Annotated in this window: 20 protein-coding genes; 11 read left to right on the top strand and 9 right to left on the bottom strand. The window is 44.6% G+C overall.

Going from position 1 to position 21,117, the window contains the following annotated elements; genetic code table 11:
• Window positions 1–264 precede the first annotated feature (264 nt).
• Together ACKU35_RS11030 and ACKU35_RS11025 are read left to right on the top strand one after the other, a co-directional pair.
• Window positions 265–678, top strand: coding sequence for a GFA family protein (locus tag ACKU35_RS11030; protein ID WP_319759269.1), 414 nt, complete (start codon window positions 265–267; stop codon window positions 676–678).
• 168 nt (window positions 679–846) lie between these two features.
• Entirely contained in the window at window positions 847–1,461 is a 615-nt protein-coding gene (locus tag ACKU35_RS11025; protein ID WP_319759268.1) for a LysE family translocator, read from the top strand.
• 9 nt (window positions 1,462–1,470) lie between these two features.
• On the opposite strand, the gene ACKU35_RS11020 is transcribed toward ACKU35_RS11025, so the two are convergent.
• On the bottom strand, window positions 1,471–2,268 hold the full coding sequence (locus tag ACKU35_RS11020) for a ZIP family metal transporter (protein WP_407944208.1): 798 nt from the start codon (window positions 2,266–2,268) through the stop codon (window positions 1,471–1,473).
• Between the two features lie 418 nt (window positions 2,269–2,686).
• Here ACKU35_RS11020 and ACKU35_RS11015 point away from each other — a divergent pair, with 418 nt between their 5' ends.
• Window positions 2,687–3,424, top strand: coding sequence for a transporter substrate-binding domain-containing protein (locus ACKU35_RS11015; RefSeq protein ID WP_319759266.1), 738 nt, complete (start codon window positions 2,687–2,689; stop codon window positions 3,422–3,424).
• Between the two features lie 2 nt (window positions 3,425–3,426).
• Complete coding sequence (locus ACKU35_RS11010; RefSeq protein WP_319765390.1) at window positions 3,427–3,867, top strand: N-acetyltransferase; 441 nt, start codon at window positions 3,427–3,429, stop codon at window positions 3,865–3,867.
• Between the two features lie 214 nt (window positions 3,868–4,081).
• Here ACKU35_RS11010 and ACKU35_RS11005 read toward each other — a convergent pair whose 3' ends face one another.
• Entirely contained in the window at window positions 4,082–5,158 is a 1,077-nt protein-coding gene (locus ACKU35_RS11005) for a choloylglycine hydrolase family protein (protein WP_319759265.1), read from the bottom strand.
• 302 nt (window positions 5,159–5,460) lie between these two features.
• Between ACKU35_RS11005 and ACKU35_RS11000 the strand changes: the two genes are divergently transcribed.
• The 4 genes from ACKU35_RS11000 (at window position 5,461) to ACKU35_RS10985 (ending at window position 11,870) form a co-directional block, all read left to right on the top strand.
• Window positions 5,461–6,081, top strand: coding sequence for a flavodoxin family protein (locus tag ACKU35_RS11000; RefSeq protein ID WP_319759264.1), 621 nt, complete (start codon window positions 5,461–5,463; stop codon window positions 6,079–6,081).
• A 657-nt stretch (window positions 6,082–6,738) separates the two neighbouring features.
• Window positions 6,739–7,905, top strand: coding sequence for a hypothetical protein (locus tag ACKU35_RS10995; protein ID WP_319759263.1), 1,167 nt, complete (start codon window positions 6,739–6,741; stop codon window positions 7,903–7,905).
• Between the two features lie 4 nt (window positions 7,906–7,909).
• Window positions 7,910–9,088, top strand: coding sequence for a hypothetical protein (locus ACKU35_RS10990; protein ID WP_319759262.1), 1,179 nt, complete (start codon window positions 7,910–7,912; stop codon window positions 9,086–9,088).
• Window positions 9,072–11,870 (top strand): FAD-binding and (Fe-S)-binding domain-containing protein, encoded by a 2,799-nt coding sequence (locus ACKU35_RS10985; RefSeq protein ID WP_319759261.1) that lies wholly within the window; start codon window positions 9,072–9,074, stop codon window positions 11,868–11,870. The genes ACKU35_RS10990 and ACKU35_RS10985 overlap by 17 nt, the downstream gene beginning before the upstream one ends.
• A 175-nt stretch (window positions 11,871–12,045) precedes the next feature.
• On the opposite strand, the gene ACKU35_RS10980 is transcribed toward ACKU35_RS10985, so the two are convergent.
• The 3 genes from ACKU35_RS10980 to ACKU35_RS10970 all read right to left on the bottom strand — a co-directional run bounded on the left by ACKU35_RS10980 (window position 12,046) and on the right by ACKU35_RS10970 (window position 15,432).
• Entirely contained in the window at window positions 12,046–13,170 is a 1,125-nt protein-coding gene (locus ACKU35_RS10980; protein ID WP_319759260.1) for a glycosyltransferase, read from the bottom strand.
• A gap of 198 nt (window positions 13,171–13,368) precedes the next feature.
• Window positions 13,369–14,424 carry a glycosyltransferase gene (locus tag ACKU35_RS10975; protein ID WP_319759259.1) on the bottom strand — a complete coding sequence of 352 codons (1,056 nt, stop codon included), beginning with the start codon at window positions 14,422–14,424 and terminating at the stop codon, window positions 13,369–13,371.
• A gap of 261 nt (window positions 14,425–14,685) precedes the next feature.
• Window positions 14,686–15,432: a transporter substrate-binding domain-containing protein gene (locus ACKU35_RS10970; protein WP_319759258.1), complete on the bottom strand. Its 747-nt coding sequence runs from the start codon at window positions 15,430–15,432 to the stop codon at window positions 14,686–14,688.
• A 295-nt stretch (window positions 15,433–15,727) separates the two neighbouring features.
• On the opposite strand from ACKU35_RS10970, the gene ACKU35_RS10965 reads away from it, so the two are divergent.
• From ACKU35_RS10965 to ACKU35_RS10955, 3 genes are all read left to right on the top strand, one after another.
• Window positions 15,728–16,372, top strand: a complete 645-nt coding sequence (locus tag ACKU35_RS10965; RefSeq protein WP_319759257.1) for a cyclase family protein — start codon at window positions 15,728–15,730, stop codon at window positions 16,370–16,372.
• Between the two features lie 229 nt (window positions 16,373–16,601).
• Complete coding sequence (locus ACKU35_RS10960) at window positions 16,602–16,850, top strand: phage regulatory CII family protein (protein WP_319759256.1); 249 nt, start codon at window positions 16,602–16,604, stop codon at window positions 16,848–16,850.
• A 101-nt stretch (window positions 16,851–16,951) separates the two neighbouring features.
• Window positions 16,952–17,416, top strand: a complete 465-nt coding sequence (locus ACKU35_RS10955; protein ID WP_319765388.1) for a phosphatidylglycerophosphatase A — start codon at window positions 16,952–16,954, stop codon at window positions 17,414–17,416.
• 174 nt (window positions 17,417–17,590) lie between these two features.
• On the opposite strand, the gene pal is transcribed toward ACKU35_RS10955, so the two are convergent.
• The 4 genes from pal to tolR form a co-directional block, all read right to left on the bottom strand.
• Window positions 17,591–18,181, bottom strand: a complete 591-nt coding sequence (pal, locus tag ACKU35_RS10950) for a peptidoglycan-associated lipoprotein Pal (RefSeq protein ID WP_319759255.1) — start codon at window positions 18,179–18,181, stop codon at window positions 17,591–17,593.
• 151 nt (window positions 18,182–18,332) lie between these two features.
• Entirely contained in the window at window positions 18,333–19,706 is a 1,374-nt protein-coding gene (locus ACKU35_RS10945) for a protein tolB (RefSeq protein ID WP_319759254.1), read from the bottom strand.
• A 15-nt stretch (window positions 19,707–19,721) separates the two neighbouring features.
• A complete protein-coding gene (locus tag ACKU35_RS10940) occupies window positions 19,722–20,672 on the bottom strand; it encodes a TonB family protein (RefSeq protein ID WP_319759253.1) in 951 nt (316 codons plus the stop codon).
• A 28-nt stretch (window positions 20,673–20,700) separates the two neighbouring features.
• Entirely contained in the window at window positions 20,701–21,117 is a 417-nt protein-coding gene (gene tolR / locus ACKU35_RS10935) for a protein TolR (protein WP_319759252.1), read from the bottom strand.

Genomic DNA, 21,117 nt, shown 5'->3' with positions numbered 1-21,117 from the left:
TCTTATTAACTATAAGGAAATATTAACATAAAAGCAAAGCATTCAATTAGCCCGTTTTACAACCAAACTCTTAGCCAAATTCCTAATTTTAAAAACCAGTAAGGCCTTTGCGGCGCCGCACAATTCGCCATACGGCTAAAAAACTAAATCAGGATGTGGTCCTTAGCAAAATCCCACTTGATATGCTGAATGGTATAGTCCATATTGAGATTAATCTATAGCTGAAACAATCCCGAGAAAAGACGTGCCCTGACAGGAGGCATAATGAAACATACAGGAACATGCCTGTGCGGCAAGGTCGCCTTTGAGGTGGAAGGAGATTTTGATAATTTTTTCCTTTGTCATTGCGAACGATGCCGTAAAGACACAGGATCTGCCCATGCCGCGAATTTGTTTTCCTCCACGGCCAAGTTGAGATGGCTGGCCGGGGAAGAGGAAATAAAGACATTCAACTTCAATTCAACAGGTCATATAAAGAGTTTTTGCAGCACTTGCGGGTCGGCTCTTCCTAATATTCAAATGGATGGCACCCTTCTTGTTGTTCCTGCGGGCAGCCTCGACAGTGAGATACCTATCAGAGCGGATGCTCACATATTTATCGCAAATAAAGCCAATTGGGACTCTGAACTGGAGAATTTGCCTAAATTCGACCGGCTTCCCGTAGAAAATATAGATTAACAAGACATTAATATTTTTCTTGTTCAACAAACATTTTAATTGCCCCTTGCACGGGTAATCGAAACTCCGGTTCAGTGGAATTTAATGTTCCGGGGAATTGCCCCTTTTCTCAATTTAAAACGTGCTTATATTGAAATAACCTCAAACATATAATTTAGGAGCACTCGTTTGATAAGCCTTGAATTCCTTTTGACTGCATTGGTTGTTGTTCTCGTACCGGGGACCGGTGTAATTTACACCGTTTCAAACGGACTTTTTCTTGGTAAAAAAGCAAGTCTGTCCGCAGCAATAGGCTGCACAGCTGGAATAATTCCCCACTTGGTAGCATCCACTCTAGGCTTGTCGTTTCTCCTTCACATAAGCGCAGTAGGCTTTCAATTAATTAAGTATACCGGAGCAGCCTACCTGCTTTATCTGGCATGGGCGACCTGGAAGGAAAATGGTATCCTGAAATTCGATGAGTCCGGCAAAGATCAACACCTGCTCCAAATTGCCAAGCGCGGATTCCTGATCAATATCCTTAATCCTAAACTTTCAATTTTCTTTCTTGCTTTTCTACCACTCTTTGTACCGGCAAACGCTGTATCCCCAACTTTAAACCTGATTATATTGAGCCTGATATTTATGCTGATGACACTCATCGTGTTCGTCCTTTATGGACTTTCTGCAACCAGCGTGCGTCAATATGTTACTCGATCTCCTAATACAATCCGCTGGCTGCAACGCTCTTTCGCAGTTGTATTCGCTACTATTGGGCTCAAGCTTGCGATGACCGAACAGTAAACTGACAGCCTATCCCAGCGCTACATCAAGGGTCATCATCACAGCAAACCCGAGGATACAGCCCATGGTCGCCTGGTCTCCGTAACCGGAAGCCTGCGATTCCGGCACAACCTCCTCCACCACAACAAAAATCATGGCTCCGGCGGCAAAGGCCAGCGCGTAAGGCAGAATGGGTCTGGCAATAATGACTGCCGCCGCACCGATAACCCCGGCTATTGGCTCCACAAGTCCTGACGCCTGCCCGTATATGAAACTCTTAGTCCGCGAAAAACCGATCCGGCGCAGGGGGACAGAAACCGCAGTTCCTTCCGGAAAATTCTGGATTCCTATACCTATGGCAAGTGCTATGGCTCCGCCGATGGATGCTGTATCATATCCGGCACCGACAGCCCCGAAGGCTACACCAACAGCCAGCCCTTCCGGGATGTTATGTAAAGTGATGGCGAGCACCAACAGGATGGAGCTGTTCCAGTTGGTATCAACCCCTTCCGCCTCCGAACGCGGAGCATTGATATGCAGGTGCGGTAAAAATTTATCCACAAGTCGCAAAAACACTGCCCCCATAATGAAACCAACCGCTGCCGGCACAAACTTGAACGGTCCCAGATGTTCACTCATTTCAATAGCCGGAGCAAGCAGAGACCAGTAACTGGCGGCAATCATCACCCCTGCGGCAAAACCGAGCATGATATCCAACGTACGTTTACTTATATCCTTGCCGATGAACACCACCGCTGCTCCGAGAGCGGTTAATCCCCAGGTAAATAAGGTAGCTATCAGAGCCTGTACAACTGGCGAAAGGGTCATAAAATAATCCACGTTCAACCTCCTGAAGGGAATACTATAAACAGCTTAGCGAGCTTAATAGTACTATGCTTTAATTTCGCTTCAAGCACAATCTGCTTAACCTTAATGTCGTTACAATTAAACTCTGTTTGGCCGCATTTCCATAGACATCTCGTCACCAGCTCCACGGACTGATGACCGACAATTGAAATATTTCATTTTCATTCTGTTTATTGATGCAAAAGAATTGTCGTGTTAATATATAAACACAACCGTTGAAAATACTTTTCAACCACCCGTACACCACTATTCTGCTACAAAATCACACTTCAAAATTATTTTGATCAGATCTATACATAATATTAAAAAATGTTATTCAATTATAACATGCACGTGAAGCAATTTGATTGAAGGGGAAAGAATGAGCTGCAAATGTATTATGAAATATTTCATATTTTTAATAACCATTCTATTTTTGGGCATGGCAAGAACCGCTGATGCTCAAAAAATTACTATTTTAGTAGATAACTGGCCGCCATATAATTTTAAAAAGGATAATGAGATTGTTGGGATCAATACAGAATTGATAGAAGCCGCGTTAAAAAGAACTCACATTAAATATAAGCTTGTAATGTACCCTTTTAAACGGGCCATGAAAACTGTACAAAAATATCCAAACACCATGCTCTTATCTGTAGCGCTTATCCCGCAACGCAAAGCGCATTATGCGTGGATTGGTCCTATGCAAGCTAGAAGAGTGTATCTTTTTAAATTAAAAGAGCGAACAGATATACAAATTAAAGATAAGCAAGATCTCAAAAAATACCGTACTGGAGTACAGTTGGGGGGATCAATTGAACAATTTTTCATCGCAAATAACATTCATACAGACCATTATTCTTTAGTAAGCAATTCAGAGAGCTTATTAAAAATGTTATTCAAAAAAAGAGTCGACCTTATTCCAGGTGATCCGTTGGAAACAGCCTATCAACTGAAAAATATGGGGCACGATTTTTCAGAACTTGAAGCTGCGTATTTAGTCTCTGAAGAAGGTGGTTACTACATGGTTGCAAACAAAGACACTTCAGCCAGTATTATATCCAGCATACAGGAATCATTAGATGAAGTATTGGCTTCAGGCGCAAAAGAACAGCTTATAGAAAAATACTTTAAGTGAACATGAAAATAAGTACGATGATACGCAAATTTAACGAAAAAGACATGGACCGGATAATTACAATCTGGCTGGAAGCATCAATAAAAGCGCATGATTTTATTCCAATCGAATTTTGGAAATCTAAAGTCAATGACATGCGGGAAACTTACATACCTGCAAGCGACACGTACGTTATTGAAAAAGAAGGTAAGCCGCACGGGTTTATTTCTTTATACAATAATACCATAGCAGCAATATTTGTTTCACCCGAAATGCAGAGAAAAGGCATTGGCAGAAAGTTGATCTCAAAAGCCAAACAACTCCACAACAATCTAACTCTTACTGTCTATAAAGAGAATCCGGCCAGCATTGAGTTTTACAAAAAATGCGGATTTGAAATTGTACAAGAAAAGACTGATGACCATACGGGACACCCTGAAATTGTCATGCAATTTAGCGGCTAGCGTTGCGAAGGGTTTCTATATCACACCCGACAACACATCCGCGCCCAAAATTAACTCCGGGGAGAATCGTGGTATCATGAACGTGGTTCCCACCGTTCATTGCGGAAGCAAAATGGCAGGCCCGGCATACGCACTTGTTATTGCCCTCTTTTCATAAGACATCGCTGTCCGAAGAAAGCCGGACCGGCCATTAATTAGAATCTTTGCAAACTTGCTAATGTGGTGTCACATCCTTAATTGCATTGCCGGAAGGCTTAGCAACAGGGAGCGGCTTATAATCGCCTCGCGTGAAATCAATTTTTTTGAGGTCAACAGCACGAAGTGTCTGGTCATCGTAATCAGCAAAATAAATTACACGGTTAGTCAGGTCTTCAATGGCCGTCCACTGAGTATAATCAGCTGCCTCGCCCTGAGGTGTTTTATCCCGGCTGATTCCCTTCATGACATAAACCTGTTCCAGCAGATGGCGGGCAAATATGATGGCCTCCGCACTGTTTTCAGGTTTATAAGCAAACTGCCTGAGAATAGCTGTACGCACAAAACGAGAAGGCGGAGTGCAATCACCGGGAAGACCTAGCAACCCTGAACCATTACCTGTTTGGTTAACACTCATGCCCTCAAGCTTAAGCGGTTTTTGCATCATGGGGGAAAGGTTGACATAGTTACGCAGATTCGCCCACTGTTCTGGTAAAGGAGGTTCATTTGTCATGATACCCAGAGGATTATCGTAGAGATTCAACTTGCCGTCGATCCATTCAGCCACAATGCTGTTACCGGCGGCATCATGAACGGCGACGTGCAGTACCGGAACTGACCCCAGCCCCACGAGTTCATTACCCCAGACCAGAACCTTTGGAAGAGCTTCTTTTACCTCAGCCACGGAGCTGAAATTACCTAAAATCCAATCGGGTACGAGGGTCGCATCAAGAGCTATATCCTCTTTGCCTTTGGGGACAGTCTGATACCCCACAGAAGGCAGCCACAGGAATTTTGCTGAAAGACCTTTTTCATTCATACCGTCTGATGATTTTTCCAGTCCAAGCACAGAAAAAGCAACAAAACCATAGCGCTGTTTCCATTTAAGCCCTTCGCGGTCATTCGGTGCTTCGGAAATCCACTGCTTTCCCCGGGGGTAAACAGTTACTTGAGCCTTATCAATAATTGCAAAATCCATGGACCGACCATTTACCACACTACCGTCCTTGGCTTTAACGATAAAATCAGTGCAGGCACTGGCCGGGGACGAAAAGAACACAGCTATCAGAACAAGTAAAAATAGAATACGAAACATGAAGCCTCCTTATACGTGGCTATAATAAAATTAAACACAAATAACCTAAACCGAAAATAAATCACGTAACTTTTAATGTCGATAATATTCATTAAATTCATCATATTGACATAAACGCCAAAAATATCCACCATCACCGTGTTTAACGATCAAGCTCTTCCTGAGAGAATCAAACTGCTTTCAAGGCAATTCTATATTATTAATGAACCGCCATGTTTCTTCGGACGGGAACATATGCCCTCCTATAAACATTAACCGCGCTGACAATGCGTAGTAAAAACTATTACCTAAAGGGAAATACAATGAATGTTCTACTATTGAACGGAAGCCCCCACGAGAACGGATGTACCCGAGTTGCACTGGACGCAATTGCTGATGAACTGAAAGAACAGGGAATCGATAGCACTATGCTGCATATCGGCAAAGAAGGAATTAAAGGATGCACTGCGTGTATGGGATGCGCAAAGACGGGATATTGTGTCATTAAAGACGACAAGGTAAATGAAGGTATTGACCTTTTAAAAGATGCTGACGGATTTATTGTAGGTACTCCTGTCTACTTTGCCGGACCGAATGCATCAGTATGCGGCTTTCTCGACCGGATGTTCTTCCACAAAGCAGGACCATATGCCTTTAAGCCGGCAGCAGCCATAAGCAGTAGCCGCAGATGTGGTAACAGCGCTGCTTTTGATCGGCTCAATAAATACTTTACTATCGCCCAGATGCCCATAGTTTCTTCAAATTACTGGAATACAATCCACGGCAATAAAGCTGAAGAAGCGCAGCAGGATGTTGAAGGGTTACAGATTATGCGAGTTCTGGGACGCAATATGGCATGGCTGCTCAAGTGTATAGATGCAGCAAAAGGAACAGTACCCTTTCCCGAACAGGAAGCAAAAATCAAAATGAGCTTTATCCGCTAACGAATAATCAATTTACATTCCTTGTTCAATAATTCCGGCTGCGCGCTCTTTTATGTTTAAGGCGCCGCAGCCGTTTTTTATCGCCCTAGCTGCACCTTGTATTGTAGTTGTACGTTCCGCAAAATTAACGCATATTAGTTAAGTCCTGCCGCGTGCAGAGCTTCTATCATTCAAGCATGGCTCAAGTAACACTTGATACTTATTCATAGATTTAACCGATAAATCCGTGACTATGCCTGCTGCAGCGACAAAGTGGGCATTTACTATAAAATGAAATCTAAGTCTTCTAAAGTAAAAACTTTTGTTGTACGCAAACACCAGTACAGTAATCTTTTTTACTGTTATTGAGTATAACGCCGTAACGAAGTTACGCAATACGCTTCCCATTAAAGCTTTCGAATATAGATTCATCCAGATCGGCCTTTCAGGCAACTTAGCGATCCCATTTCGCTACGAATGGACGAGAGTTCAACACTTACCATCCAGCCTTGCAGCCTTTTATCGAATTAAGGACACACCGTTTTGTGGACAAATACTGACCGCCGGTCATTTTTTAAAGACTGTCATTACTAAATGTTTTGCAGCTAAACGTTCACCAACATTCCTTCCTGACCGAAAAAAGACTGTTCCCTTCAAACAAATAACAACCCCATTACTATGAACAAACTTATCCCCGCCTATCTCGCAATTGCATTCGTCTGGTTCAGCTCCCACTTCGGAGGAGGATTCGCTTCCGGACGCCAAATCGTAGCATTCTACCTCAACCACCACTGGACCTCTATATTCATGCCGGCTGTTTCCATGCTAATCATGGCTTTAAGCCTCTATTTTTCCATGCTTATTGCCGCAAAATACGAAGTTTACGACTACAGCAGCTGGTCAAAAAAGTTATATGGATCAACATCCACTGTAATGGCTCCTTTGTTCGAAATTCTTTTCAATGTACTACTAGTCCTTGTTACAGCAGTAGCCTTTGCCACTGGTGGATCAACAATCACAAAAGCGTTCGGCTCTTCCTACATGCTGAATACAGTTGTAATTGCCGGGGTTATCTTTGTCTTGACCATCTACGGTGCTGATATGGTCCGTAAATCGGCCACAGTAGTATCCATTATTCTCATCGCTTGCATTTTTATTATATACATCCCTAATATAATTAAATTTTTCCCCAAAATAATTGAGAACTTCGCCGCCATAAGAAATGGCGACATTGCTACAGGAAGTCCAAACACTCTGCTCGATTCCATATGGTGGGCATTTAAATACGGTGCCTTGCAGTGTTGTGCTATCGGCGCCTACATTGTACACGTTCAGGCCTGCCCGGATAAAGCCAGCCTCAAAAAGGCGACCATCGTAGGATATTTCATCAATACCGGAATCATGTACCTGACATACCTTGGTATTCTCGCTTTTGTCGATCAAGGCATCCTCAAAGAAGCGGTACCTTCATTGTTTGTCATCATGCACGGTGTAGGCGGCACATGGATGACACTGCTGATTTCGTTATGCATCGTTATCGGGGCAGTCTCCACCGGCGTAGCTCTGGTTTATGGCACCACCAATCGTCTGGTTAATTTCTTCGGCCGCAACATGACTCCAGAGGAAAAAGAAAATAAACGTAAAATCCACTCAATTATTGCTTCCGCATTTCTTATTTTAGCTTGCTGGATTGTAGCTCAGCTTGGACTTATACCGCTCATCGGAAAAGGATACGGAAATATCGGTTGGGTTTCTTTGTTGATCCTTACCCTGCCCGTCCTGCTGCGGGGATTCGGCCTCTGGCGTTTTTCGGATGATGTAACCACAAAAGCAGCAGCGGAGTAACTATATGAATAAAATTATCCCCGGATATCTGGCCATAGCGCTGGTCTGGTTCAGTTCACATTTTGGCGGCGGATTTGCTTCCGGCCGTCAGATTGTAGCATTTTATGTCAATCACCATTGGACATCCATATTCATGCCCGCAGTTTCCATGCTGATAATGGGTGGATGCATGTATTTCTCAATGGTTATCGCAGCCCGGTTCAATACCTACGATTACAGTAACTGGTCTAAAAAAATGTACGGCGGAATAGGATTTTTCGCTGTTCCGGTTTACGAAATTCTGGTCAATGCAATTCTCTTACTTGCTACTTCTGTGGCATTTGCTACCGGTGGAACTATCCTGAGTAAGGTTTTCGGGACTCCATACATGATTAATACCTTCTGCATCGCGGCGGTAATTTTTGTGTTCACTATTTACGGTTCCGAGCTGGTGCGCAAAACGGCCGTGGTAGTTTCAGTGATGCTCATCGCCAGCATGTTTATTATTTATCTACCGAATATAATCGAATATTTCCCTAAAATTTTACAAAATCTGGACGCTATCAAAACAGGTGAGATTGCGGTCAGCGGTCCGGATACTTTCTGGGATGCTCTCTGGTGGGGAGTAAAATACGGCACCCTGCATTGCGCTGCTATCGGTGCTTACATTGTGCATGCTCAAGTCTGCCCGAACAAGGTATGCCTGCGCAAAGCCATCGGAATCGGTATCTTTATTAACAGCCTGATCATGTATCTGGCATACTTCGGGATACTGGCCTTTGTTGATCAGGGAATCCTCAAGGAAGCCGTTCCCGCCTTATTTGTAGTAATGCACGGGGTAGGCGGACCATGGATGACCACCCTTATTTCAATATGCATTGTGGTAGGCGCGGTTTCTACCGGCGTAGCTCTCGTTTTTGGAACAACCAACCGTTTGGTTACCTTTCTTGGACGCAACCTTACCGAAGTTGAGAAATCCCGCAAACAACGCACCCACGCCATGTGCTCATCCATTGTTCTGGTTGCCATCTGCTGGATGGTAGCGCAATTCGGCCTCATCCCCCTGATAGGTAAAGGTTACGGTTCAATGGGCTGGGTCACCTTGTTTTTGATCACTGTTCCCACGGTCCTGCGCGGCCTGGGCCTTTGGCGTTTCCCTGAGGATACTGAAGGAAAGGAGATTTGTGTTGATAAAGTTAGTTAATGAAATGCGGGGAGTTCTCCCCGAGGCCCAGATATATGACCATCCGGCTCTGGTTTCGACCTACGCTGTAGATTCAAGCTACTTTGAACCCAAGGCCAAGCTTGTGGTCGATGTGTTTAACATAGAGCAGATACAGGATGTGCTTAAAGTATGTGCGGACAACAAAATGGGCGTAACCTTCCGCGGCTCAGGAACTGCTGTCAGCGGTCAAGCCTGCGGTGAGGGAGTGCTGGTACGCCTGATGGGACAAGGCTGGAAACGGCTGGAAGTGCTTGATGAAGGGAAGCAGTTCTGGTCCGGAAGCAGCATAATCGGCATTGAAGTCAATATGGCACTTGCCCCTTACCAGCGTAAGATGGGGGCGGACCCGGCTTCCATCACCTCCGCATCAATGGGCGGCATTGTAGCCGACAATTCAGCAGGAATGTGCTGCATGGTGGAAGAGAACTGCTACCATGCCGTAAAAGGTATGCGCCTTGTGCTGGCTGACGGCACCTATCTGGACACTACCGATTCAAAAAACGTCGCTGAATTTCGCAAATCTCACTCCGAGCTTCTTGAAGAACTGAGCTCGCTGCGAACCGAGGTTATTGCCGACAAAAGTGTTGTTGAACGCATCAAGCGTAAATACTCCATAAAAAATACCATCGGCTACACTGTAAATTCCTTTGTAGATCATGAAGATCCCATCGATATCCTGATGCATCTGATGATCGGCTCGGAAGGTACACTCGGTTTTATCCATGAAGTGCTCATGGATACCATCCTCACTCCTCCTATGCGTGCAGTGAGCCTGATGTTCTTCCCGTCCCTGAAAGTTGCCACAGACATTGTTATCGCCATGAAAAGCACCTGCAGCATAGCTGCCGCCGAAGTGCTGGATTTCAATTCTCTGACCGCCATGCAGAATCTTAAAGGCATCCCCGATGTAATGAAGAATCTGCAGGAAGGCTCATGCGCCATGCTCATTGAAACCAAAGGGTGGGATGCCGCAGGTGTGCAGGAAAATGTTGATGCCATTCTAAAGGTTATGAGCGCTTTTCCGGCCCTGAACGAGCCTAGTTTCACCACAGATGAATCCGAATGCGAAAAGCTGTGGAACATTCGCAGGGCCCTGTTTCCGGCGATAGCTAATTTCCGTGAGCCGGATGAATTCGTGCTCACTGAGGACATCAACATCCCTGTAGACCGGTTAGCCGAGGGTTGCGCAGCCTTTCAGGAGCTTTTCGAACGCTATGGATACGCGGCCGGAATCATGGGCCATGCCTTCCATGGCAATCTGCATTTTTCCATCCCGGTCAAAATTGCCGATCCCGATGAAGTTGAAAAACTGCATAACTTCATGGTTGATCTCGTAAACCTCATTACTGAGCAATTCGACGGCTCTTTAAAGGCCGAGCATGGAACCGGACGCGCCATGGCGCCTTTCGTTCGCAAGGAATGGGGTGATTTCCTCTATGAAATTATGTGCAGGGTCAAAGATCTTTTCGATCCACTGAAAATACTCAACCCCGGTGTACTGATAAGCGAAGACTCAAAAGCACATATTGACGGACTTAAAAGCCCGGTTGCAACGCATCCTGATGTCGATTTGTGCGTAGAATGCGGTTTCTGTGAGCAGATTTGTCCTTCTAGGAATATAGGCCTCACCCCGCGCCAACGGATCAGTCTTTCAAGAGCAATAACCAAACTGCGCGCGGAAGGCGATCAGGACACGGCTGACGAATGGGAAAAAATCTTCCAGAAATACGGCGAAGAACTCTGCGCGACAGACGGACTGTGCCGGACCCGCTGCCCTCTGGGCGTAGATGTCGCTAATATGATTAGAGACATTCGCGGTCGGAATCACTCCGGTAATGCGCTCAAACTGGCCAATTACGTATGCGGACACATGGGCGGCGTTCTGAAAACGGCATCACTCGCCCTTAATGGCATGTCCCTGACCCAGCGTATTATCGGTGATGCAAACATGGGACGTATCGCCGGAGCGGCCAGATCATTATCCGCCAACCGCCTGCCGCAATGGACCCCGGCCATGCCCAAGGGAGGAAGCAGCATCCCCGTTGATTCCGCAAACTCTGGCGCGACTGACAAAGTAGTATATTTTCCATCATGCGCAATCAGAACCATGGGCACAAGCAAAGGCGACGACTCCGAACCTTTGATGGACGTTACCGTAAAATTGTTGAAAAGAGCGGGGTTCGAGGTCATTTTTCCTGACTCCATAGACAGCCTGTGTTGCGGTAAGGCTTTTGAAACCAAAGGCTTAATGGAGCAGGCTGACCGCCTTTCCGATGAATTAGGCAAGGCGCTTCTTAAAGCCAGCAACAATGGAACATACACAGTACTCTGCGACACCAGCCCCTGTCTTGCCAGAATGAAAAAGACCCTCGATGAACGCCTGAAACTAATGGACCCGATCGAGTTCGCGAACGAGAATATAGTAGATCGTCTGGAATTCAAGAAACTGCCGAAAAAAGTTGCTTTGCATCCAACATGCTCCACCCGGACAATGGGACTGGAAAATTCGTTTCGTGAACTTGCGTCAAGATGTGCGGAATCGGTAGTTATTCCAACCGGAATAGGCTGCTGCGGTTTTTCCGGCGACAAAGGATTTCACCGTCCGGAGCTTAATGCATCAGCGCTTGAAGATCTGAAAAGACAGATTGCTGACTGTGACGAAGGCTACAGTGTTTCCCGCACCTGCGAGATCGGTTTAACACTGCACGGAGGCAAAAATTACCGGAACATTCTTTATTTGGTAGAGGAAGCCACCCGCTAGAAGAATCCGCTCTGCCCAAAGAAATAAATAGAGACTTTTTGATCACAAAAATTAAATTTTAATTTTAAGTGAACTGAGTACTGAACTGGTACCTGATACAACTAAACACGGCCTCATCAGCACACGAGGATGTGCAACAGGAGAAATAGAGGGCTCGGCAATATGTACGAGCTCTCTATCCACGCCTATCCGCAGCTCTCTTCTCAAGTTCGCGCAGTCGATGGCGAACTTTTATGGAAGTAGGCCTAAAGGCAGATTTAATGCGTCGTCGGATTGCGTGTAAGCCTTTATTCTTCTCCACATTCTTTTTCCTGCCGCTTCCTCCTACCCAACGGTCCAACTCGGTATTCACCTTTTCTTCATCCCCTGCAATAAAGGCAAGAAACAAAGGCTCCGCAGCCTCCTGAACAAAAGCTCCCTCTGGAATCTTCTCTTTAAACAAAGCTGGGTCAAGCCCTTCAAAAATCTCAAAGCCACTTTTGATCAGTTGACGACGCCAATGAGCATTATCCCCGTGCAGGCTGGGCATAATATTTTTAACATCACGAAAAAAATTCTCATTCAGGTATTTGACTAGCGGACCGGGCATTGCCGCATCCATCAAAATTTGTTTCGCATTTACGAAGTGGGGAAACTGATGATTAAACATCGTGTCCAAAGTCATATTTACAGACTTATGATCCTGCCTGAAGTAATAAAACTGACTGCCGCATTGTGAAAACCTATCCACCTTGGTTAGGGCTTGATACATGAATAAAACATCCTGCCCTACTTTGTATGGGAGATGTTTAAAATCATGCTTACGGATGAAATCTGTATTCATTACCCAGCGCCACGCGACCTTGCTCTTCCAATGGCTGGGACTCTTCGCAAACCGCAACCCCGACGCAGCCTTATGTGGAAAATAACGTCTTGTATTCATATTAATATCAGAAAAAAGCACAGCATTTCCACAGACAAGGTCTACTCCATCTTTTTCGGCAAGACCAACCATATCACGCACTGCGTGACGGGTAAGAAGATCATCCGCATCAAGAAAATGTATATATTTCTTAGTTGCGAGTCCCTGCCCTGCCTCACGCGAAGGCCCAACTCCTTTATTTTCCTGATGAATGGCCTGTACACGGGAATCCTGTGCAGCGTAATATTCAGCTATTTCCCCACAGCTGTCAGGAGAGCCGTCGTTAACAACAATAACTTCGATATCTGGATCACTCTGATCCAGACATGACTCTAATGCCACTGGCAACCATTTTTCCATATTGTAAGCAGGAATAATTATACTTAGACCGGAACACATAAAAACCTCTCTATGAGAAATGCCTTCAGAATAAAATTCAAATAATATTACGTTACATAGACTGCAAACTACAATTCTTTGCTTTTGCCGACTTCCTTGTATGTAATAAACAAACAGAGTTCAATATTAACTGTCCCCCATAAGTTACAGCGCAAAAGGAAAACGTAATTCTTAATACCTTTAAATTGATGGAGCTCCTTACTTACGAATCACATCACGTAAAAGCCAATTTTCCAACTCCTCGGCTTTGCCGGAAAGTAAAAACTGCTCTTTACAATTCTGGCGGGACATTTCTTTGGCTTTAAGTATCTCTTCAGCTGACATATTTAGAACATTTTCAAAAGCGGTTTCAAACTCAGCAGGACCGGATTTGAACGGCAAGAGAAAATCCGTAAAGTCTTCAGGCCAAACTTCACAGATGCCCCCCACATCTCTTGCAATAGGGAGCAATCCTTCCGACATGGCTTCCAGTAAGGTATTCGGTAAACCTTCAAAGTAAGACGGCAGAACGAATACATCGGCTTTACGAAGATATTCAGGTACATCCTTTGTAAAACCAACCCACTCTACCTTTTCAGACAAACCTAACGATTCACACTGCTCATGCAGTTCCTTCTCAATATTTCCGGTACCGACAATGATACACTTAAAGTCAAAACGGAGCTTAGAAAGTGCATTAAGCACGTCCTCATGCCCTTTTCCCTTGTTCAACTGGGAAGTGCATATGAATGTAAGCGGTTGATTCAAGGATAATTTATGTTCAGTACAATTTTTGCCGTTCAGAACAACTTCAGTATCTTCTCTTTTTACATAAGGCAGACTGTCCACAAAACCATTACGAATGTACTCGCAAGGACACAAAAAATGCGGCTTGATCCAGTTATGCAGAAAGTCAACTTTCTTGGTATAAGGAATGTCTTCCGGCAACCCGATTCTTTGGATTAATGGGATACCTAAAATTTTTGCGGCAATACCGGCGGTGGTTAAATCTTTGCCGACATTGATAATCACGGCTTCAATTTTCTTGACTTTAAATTCATAAATGAACTTCAAAATCGCAACAGGATTAAAATCCGGGCCGAACCAGACCTTCTCACCATGTCCGGCTTTATCTCTGCTTTTCTCTATAAACGCAGGCTGTCTGCCCCAGATATAGACATTATTCCCACGAAGCTTAAGCTGTTCTGCAAAGCCTATAACCCATGATTTTACACCACCCCATTTATGGGTTGAATTAACAAACGCGATATTCATAACATTTCACCAGATTGAAAATATAATCTTAAACATAATATGAGCAACAGGAAGAGATTTGATCAGCAGCGCTATACTCACGAGACTGGAGATTACTAACTAATATCCATGTCCGCTGCAAGATATTCCAGAACGAACTTATTTTGGAAAAATCAAAATAAAATGAAGTATAATCCGATAAACAGATCACTGCACAAGAGAATAGATTAAGAAGACAAAAAATAAATATATGGGCACTAATTTTTCAATAAAATACTTTTTCTAACGATAACTGTCATAAATTTTCTTGATCGTGCCATCGCTAAGCAGTTTATCAATAGCCTTGTTAAAACGCGGAACTGCATCCTTTTTGCTGGGGTGAAAACGGATCATCATATCAAGGGAATCATAGGGCTTACTTACAATAAGACGATCGCCGAGATTGCGATTCTTTATCTGGTATAAGGCAAAATCTTTGTTCATCAATGCTTGATCAAGGCGTCCTGCAAGTAAAAGCTCGATCAATTTATTCTCATTTTCCAACATATGTGAAACCATACGCCCATCTTCAAAATAGGGACTGAACACCGGATAATAATAGCCACGCACTGTACCTATTACCTTACCCAGCAACTTCTCGGGCGAAGCAGTGGAAACAACGGCATCACGAGCAAAAAGGACAATGGAATCGGAAACCGCAAACGATTTACTATAAACCCCCGGCACTTTGGAAAACTGCCTCCATTTTGGGTTTGACATAGGTTCGATATCAATTTTGCCACGCTCGAATTCATATTGGGAGCGATTGAAAGGACAACGGACAAATTCGATGGTATCACCTGTTTCTGCTGCAAAAGCATTAAATATATCTTTAACGATACCCGTGTTCACTTTGTCATCTACAAAGTAGTACGGGGGAAATGATCCGCAGTGAAGCATTACGCGTAAATTTTCTGCATACCCAGTGCTAATAGATAAAACTGCAACAAAAAATACGGCTATACTCAAATAAATAGCGGAAATTCTCATTTTTTGATACCTCAGATTTGAAACCATGAACAGTCTTTAAAGACAAACATATATCTTATATCAATTAAAGAAACAATACTTGGATCAAAAATAAGGGTTACCTTAACACGTCATATAAATTTATTGCTACCATCTTGGATAAAACCAATGCTGCAAACCCTGCTCACCTAGGCATCTGAGCTTAGCAATCAAGGACAGATAGAAGTGGGCTATGAAAAGCATAAAAAGGGCAACAGCCCTAATGATGCAATATTTATAAGCGATCTGAATAACGAGGATTCAAAGGACTGACAGGATGAAGACAATTGATCTCTCGCATACAATAAAAGACGGCATGCCTGTATTTCCGGGAACGGAAGCACCACAAATTGAAGATGTGTTTACCCATGATACTCACGGGTTCTGGGAACATAGACTGACTCTTTTTTCGCATATCGGCACCCATATTGATGCCCCTGCACATATGATAAAAGGAGCCGGAACCCTCGACAACATGAGTATCGATAGTTTTATCGGTCCGGCTATATGCGTCGACTGCACCCATAAAGATGTAACAGATCCTCATATAACCATAGATGACCTGATTCCTTACGAATCTGAACTCAGTGAGAGTGATTTTGTCATCCTTAATACCGGCTGGTACAGGAATTGGGGAAATCAAAAATACTTTACCCACTACCCGGCTTTAACGGAAGCAGCCGCACAATGGCTGGTTGAGTTCAAACTCAAAGGAGTAGGCGTTGATGTCATCTCGATAGATTCTGCTGAATCAGGCAGCTACGAAGTTCACAAGACACTGCTCGAACAGGGGACCATTGCTATTGAAAATCTTACCGACCTCCACCTGATTCCCACCGAGGGATTCCTCTTTTCCTGCCTGCCCTTGAAATTTGATAATGCTGACGGTTCTCCTGTCCGTGCAATTGCCATTTGCACGTAGAAGATAGATCTTAACTACCTATTTATTATGCCAAATTAAGCCGAATTTATAAACAAACCCGACCCAAAAAACCCGCCCTTACATCAACAACCCTACCCCCATATACAGTCCTACCAGCTCAATATACAAAGTTTACCCCGTTTACATAAACTCCTCCCGGTCACATAATAAACTTGTATGAAGTGAGGCTCTTACCTGAAAAGACCCGCACAACAAGGAGGAGAAGAAGATGAGCTACAATACAATCACCAAAGTAATTCAGGATGTTGTTCTTGAAGGAAATAAGCCAGCTAAAGAAGTGGCCCAGTCAATAGGAAAGCCATACTCTACCCTGCTTAGGGAAATAAATCCCTTTGATAATAACGCCAAGCTGGGAGCGACGACATTGATGGAGATACTCAAGATAACTAAAGAGACCGGCCCGCTGGAATTCATGGCTGAACGCATCGGTTACACCCTAAAGCCGCGTATGAATTAAGTCATACGTAAACAACATATTTATAAGTCAGAGCTGAATTCATAACGAGTTCAGCTTTGTCATTTCTGGACATTTAAGCTCTTTCAGCCGATAATATGAGCATGAAAAAATTCAACATTAACTATACGCATGTGGCGACTCTGGGACCAGTGGGACACCTGCCCAAAGCCCCCGGAACATGGGGTTCCGCCGCTGCTCTAATTACCGCACCGTTTTTGTTTCTTCCTTTTCACCTCCCGGTCAGAATTCTGATTCTGGGCTTGATCTTTTACTTCGGAGCCAAGGCAAGCACAGCAGCGGAAAAGCAGCTGGGTAAAAAAGATCCCGGCTGTGTCGTTATTGATGAGTTGCTGGGCCAGTGGCTGGTCTTTCTGCCCTTCCCGGCAGTCGTAACATGGCACCTTCTCCTGGGTTTTGTCCTTTTCAGAATTTTTGATATCACCAAACCATTCCCCATCAAACAATCGGAAAAATGGCTCAAGGACGGTGGAGGCGTTATGATTGATGATGCTTTCGCGGGTCTTTACGCTATGTTTTTCCTCTGGCTTATCCGTTATCTGACCTAATCATTAATTCCGACCAAAAAGAAACTCCCCGTTTTTGTAATAAAAACGGGGAGTTTTTTCGTGCTCAATTATTCTACCAGATCACTAAAAAAGCACAGTAACTTCCGGTCTTCACTTACAGGGCTATGCGCTAAAAGGCTAAGCTTAGTAAGCAGAAGACTGGTTTTCAGCTGTTTAGTAGCTCAGACGGAACTGATCTCTTCTATTCTTGGCCCATGCTGTTTCATTATGCCCCGGGTCAAGAGGTTCTTCTTCGCCAAAGCTTACAATGCTCAGTCTTTCAGGAGATACACCTAAAAGGATGAGAAATTCATAAGCTGCGCGGGCACGTCGTTCACCGAGTGCCAGGTTGTATTCTTCAGTACCACGCTCATCACAGTACCCTTCAATGACCATGGTAACATTATCCAGCTTCTTCAATATTTCTGCTTTCTGCTGCAACAGAGGGCGGTATTCGGGCTTGATTTCAAAAGAATCAAAATCAAAATGCACCATATTACCAAGCTCTACAATGGCTTCCTTGAATTCTTTTTTAGCAGCGGCTTCTTTGCGCTCATCTTCAAGGGCTTGTTCCTGAAGAGCTTTTTCGCGTTCCAGACGCGCTTGTTCTTCAGCTTTTGCCTGTTCCTTGTTTTGCTGGTCAGTCATTCTCTCCTCTACAGCAGGGCTGGCGGGGGAAGACTCAACATGTTTTTTGGAACAACCGGTACCCAGCCCGGCAACCAAAATGAATACTACACTTAAAATTATCGCTCTAGCTCTCATTTGCCCTCCTGAAAAGGAACTTTTAAGGACAGGAGTTGTCCACGCTAACATAATACCACATTAAATTAGACTTCCAATACAATAACACTAAAGTGTTTTGTAAAAAAATCAAGTCGAGCTTGTAACAAAACTGTTAAAGCACTCCTGAAACTTACGAATTATGGGCCTTGCCCCATGCCGGGGCCTTGGCAACACCATTACCCGTAGGTACCTGCATCGCCGGCGCACCATGCCGGGTTGTCAGGTAAATTTTATACTTCCCGCTCCTGCTGGAAGAAAAAGCTATAAAATACCCATCCGGACCAAAAGCTGGTTCTTCATCATTACCGGGGCCGAAAGTAAGCTGCCTTTCCTTTCCGTTTTTCAAGTCATGCACGAAAATGCGATGTCCCAACGGGGTCTGACGGGAAAAAGCCACATAACGGCCATCCGGACTTATGGTCGGATTGGTGTTGTATTTACCTTCAGTAGTTACACGGGTTACAACACCGCTCTTCATGTCCAGCAGGAAAATATGAGGATTTCCAAAACGGGCGGAGGTAAACACCATTTTTTGCCCGGTCTGGTCAAAGTCAGGGGAAACTTCAATAGCCCAGCTTTTGGCAAGAGCCTTTTTGGGCTTGTAATTACCGTTTATCAAGAAGATATCGGAATTTCCGTTCATAGTCAGTGTGGCGGCCATATTGCCGTCCGGCAAGAAATCAGGACCGATCACAGTATTTCCCGGAAAACTCTTCTGATCAATTTTACCTGTTGCCCGGTCCCAGACGCAAAGCAAATGCTGGCGTGAGCCCAACCGGGTGAATACCAGCTTATCGCCATCCGGGGACCAATTCGGACTCAGGTTAATCCCACCGAGGGAGCTTATCTGCCTGAGATTGCGTCCTTGCGGGCTGACTGTATAAATTTCCTTATTTTTACCCTGCTTACGAACAAAGGCTATGGAGGATTCAAAAAAACCATCCCGGCCGGTAAGGATTCGCATCAGGTGAGAACTAAAGCGATCCGCGATTCTAGGCAAGATGTCCTCAGTTACCATGGAATATTTTTTACCAAGAATGGTGCGACCGTTAAAAGTGCCTATACAGCGGATCAAAAGATTTTTTTCTCCGTTGGGACGGATCTCCCATCCTGTGGTCAAGGCAAGGTCAACCTTGGAAAGCCTGAGCGGTTTGATATCAATATCATCAGGCCGCACACCACGAGAAGGATCACCACCTAAAATATCCGTAAGAGGTACGATATTCAAAAACGGCAGAAAAGCGAGATCCGCAGCAATATCTTTGCTGAATGTTCCGGCCTCGGCAGGAAGCGGCAAATCCTTTTCCTTGGAATTCTCGTACTTACCGCTGGGCACGGTTTTAGGCGGAAGCAGGAGAATATTAACCTTCCGCTGTCCGGGACCGTAAATATCGACGGTTAAGGTATCTGCTGCAAAAACATTGGCAGCAGCAATGGTAAACAACAATACAGCCGTCAGCATTCCGGCGACCGGTGTGAGTATATTAAACTTAATTTTATTCATAAATATAAACCTGCCCTACTGATCAAGATCCTGCAGGTTAAAGTTTACAACGATGGTTCTGATGGATGTTCCCGGTGGCTTGGGAAGAACTTCGGTATCACGCAGGGCGGTTATCACCGAATCGTCAAAATCAACGTTGCCGGATGAATCAAGCAGCTTGATGCCGCTGATTTCACCACTTTGTTTCAGCTGGATCTGTACCCGGGCCATAAGATTCTGTTTTTGCCCGAAGACAGGATATCTCCAGTTTTTTCGTACCGCCTCTTTCACTATGGAAGCATAAACCTGAACCAGCCCTGAAGCACCTGCTGTGCCCTCAGGTGAGCCGGTTACGGCTGTAGCCTTTGCGTCTTTTGTAAGCGAGGCAAGGTCGTTGGCGACAGCCTGTCGCTCTTCTTTTTCCTGCTTCTCCACAATCTTGGCAAGAGAAGCGAGGTCCGCGGCAAGAGCATCCTCCGCTGAAACTTCAGGTTTTTTGACTACTTTTTTGGGTGGAGTTTTCTTTTCCACTTTCTTGGTTTCGGACTTTTTGGACGGAGTTTTCTTTTCTACAGGCTTTTCAGCTTTTTCCTCCGGTTTCTTCACCGTTTTTTTCTTGGTTGTAGTCTTTACCTTCTTAGGTGAAATTTTCTTGGTTTCCGGTTTAGGTTTAGGCTTAGGTTTAGGCTTAGGTACAGGTTTCGGAGCAGGGGCTTTTACAGTTTCAGGCTTGGATTGAGGAATAGTTTTGGGTTTGTTCACAGGGATAGCAACAGCATCCGGCTTGGAAAGCTTCGATACATTCTTGGGAGCTGGAGCTTTCTTCACAGCAGGTGCAGCAGGAAGAGGAGCAAGACTGACCAGATCAACATTATAGACAGGCATATCTAAGGAAATCTTTACCGGAGGGGAAACAGACCACGTCAATGCCAGGACTATAAGACCGGCATGAAGCAGTAAAGATATGAGGAGGCCGATGATTTTCATCAATAAATTCGCCTGTAATAATCCTAAGCTATTTCTTTTTCTTTTCAGTAGGTTCAGCAACAACGCCCAGTCTGTCAATTCCGGCAGCCTTTATCTCGCCCATGACTTTTACAACTTCACCATAAGCAACATTTTTATCAGCGCGCAGAAAAAGCATCTTATTCTGCTTTTTCACCAACTTTTCCAGATGGGCCTGCAATTCATCGAATCCGACCTTATACTCGTCGAGAAAAATTTCGCCCTTATCGCTTATGGAAAGAACAAGATGCTCATTATCCTGCGGCAAAGAACGTACGGTGCGGGTCTGCGGCAGATCTACCTCGACTCCTTGCGTCATGAGCGGAGCGGTGACCATAAAAATGATCAGCAGCACCAGCATGACATCAACGAAAGGAGTTACGTTAATCTCTGCAAGCATACCCCGATTGTTGGTGGAAATACCCAT

Origin of the sequence: Maridesulfovibrio sp., from assembly GCF_963676065.1 — a bacterium.
Taxonomy (GTDB): Bacteria; Desulfobacterota; Desulfovibrionia; order Desulfovibrionales; family Desulfovibrionaceae; genus Maridesulfovibrio.
The sequence above is the reverse complement of the archived record's forward strand: the minus strand, read 5'-3'. Positions and strand labels throughout refer to the sequence as shown.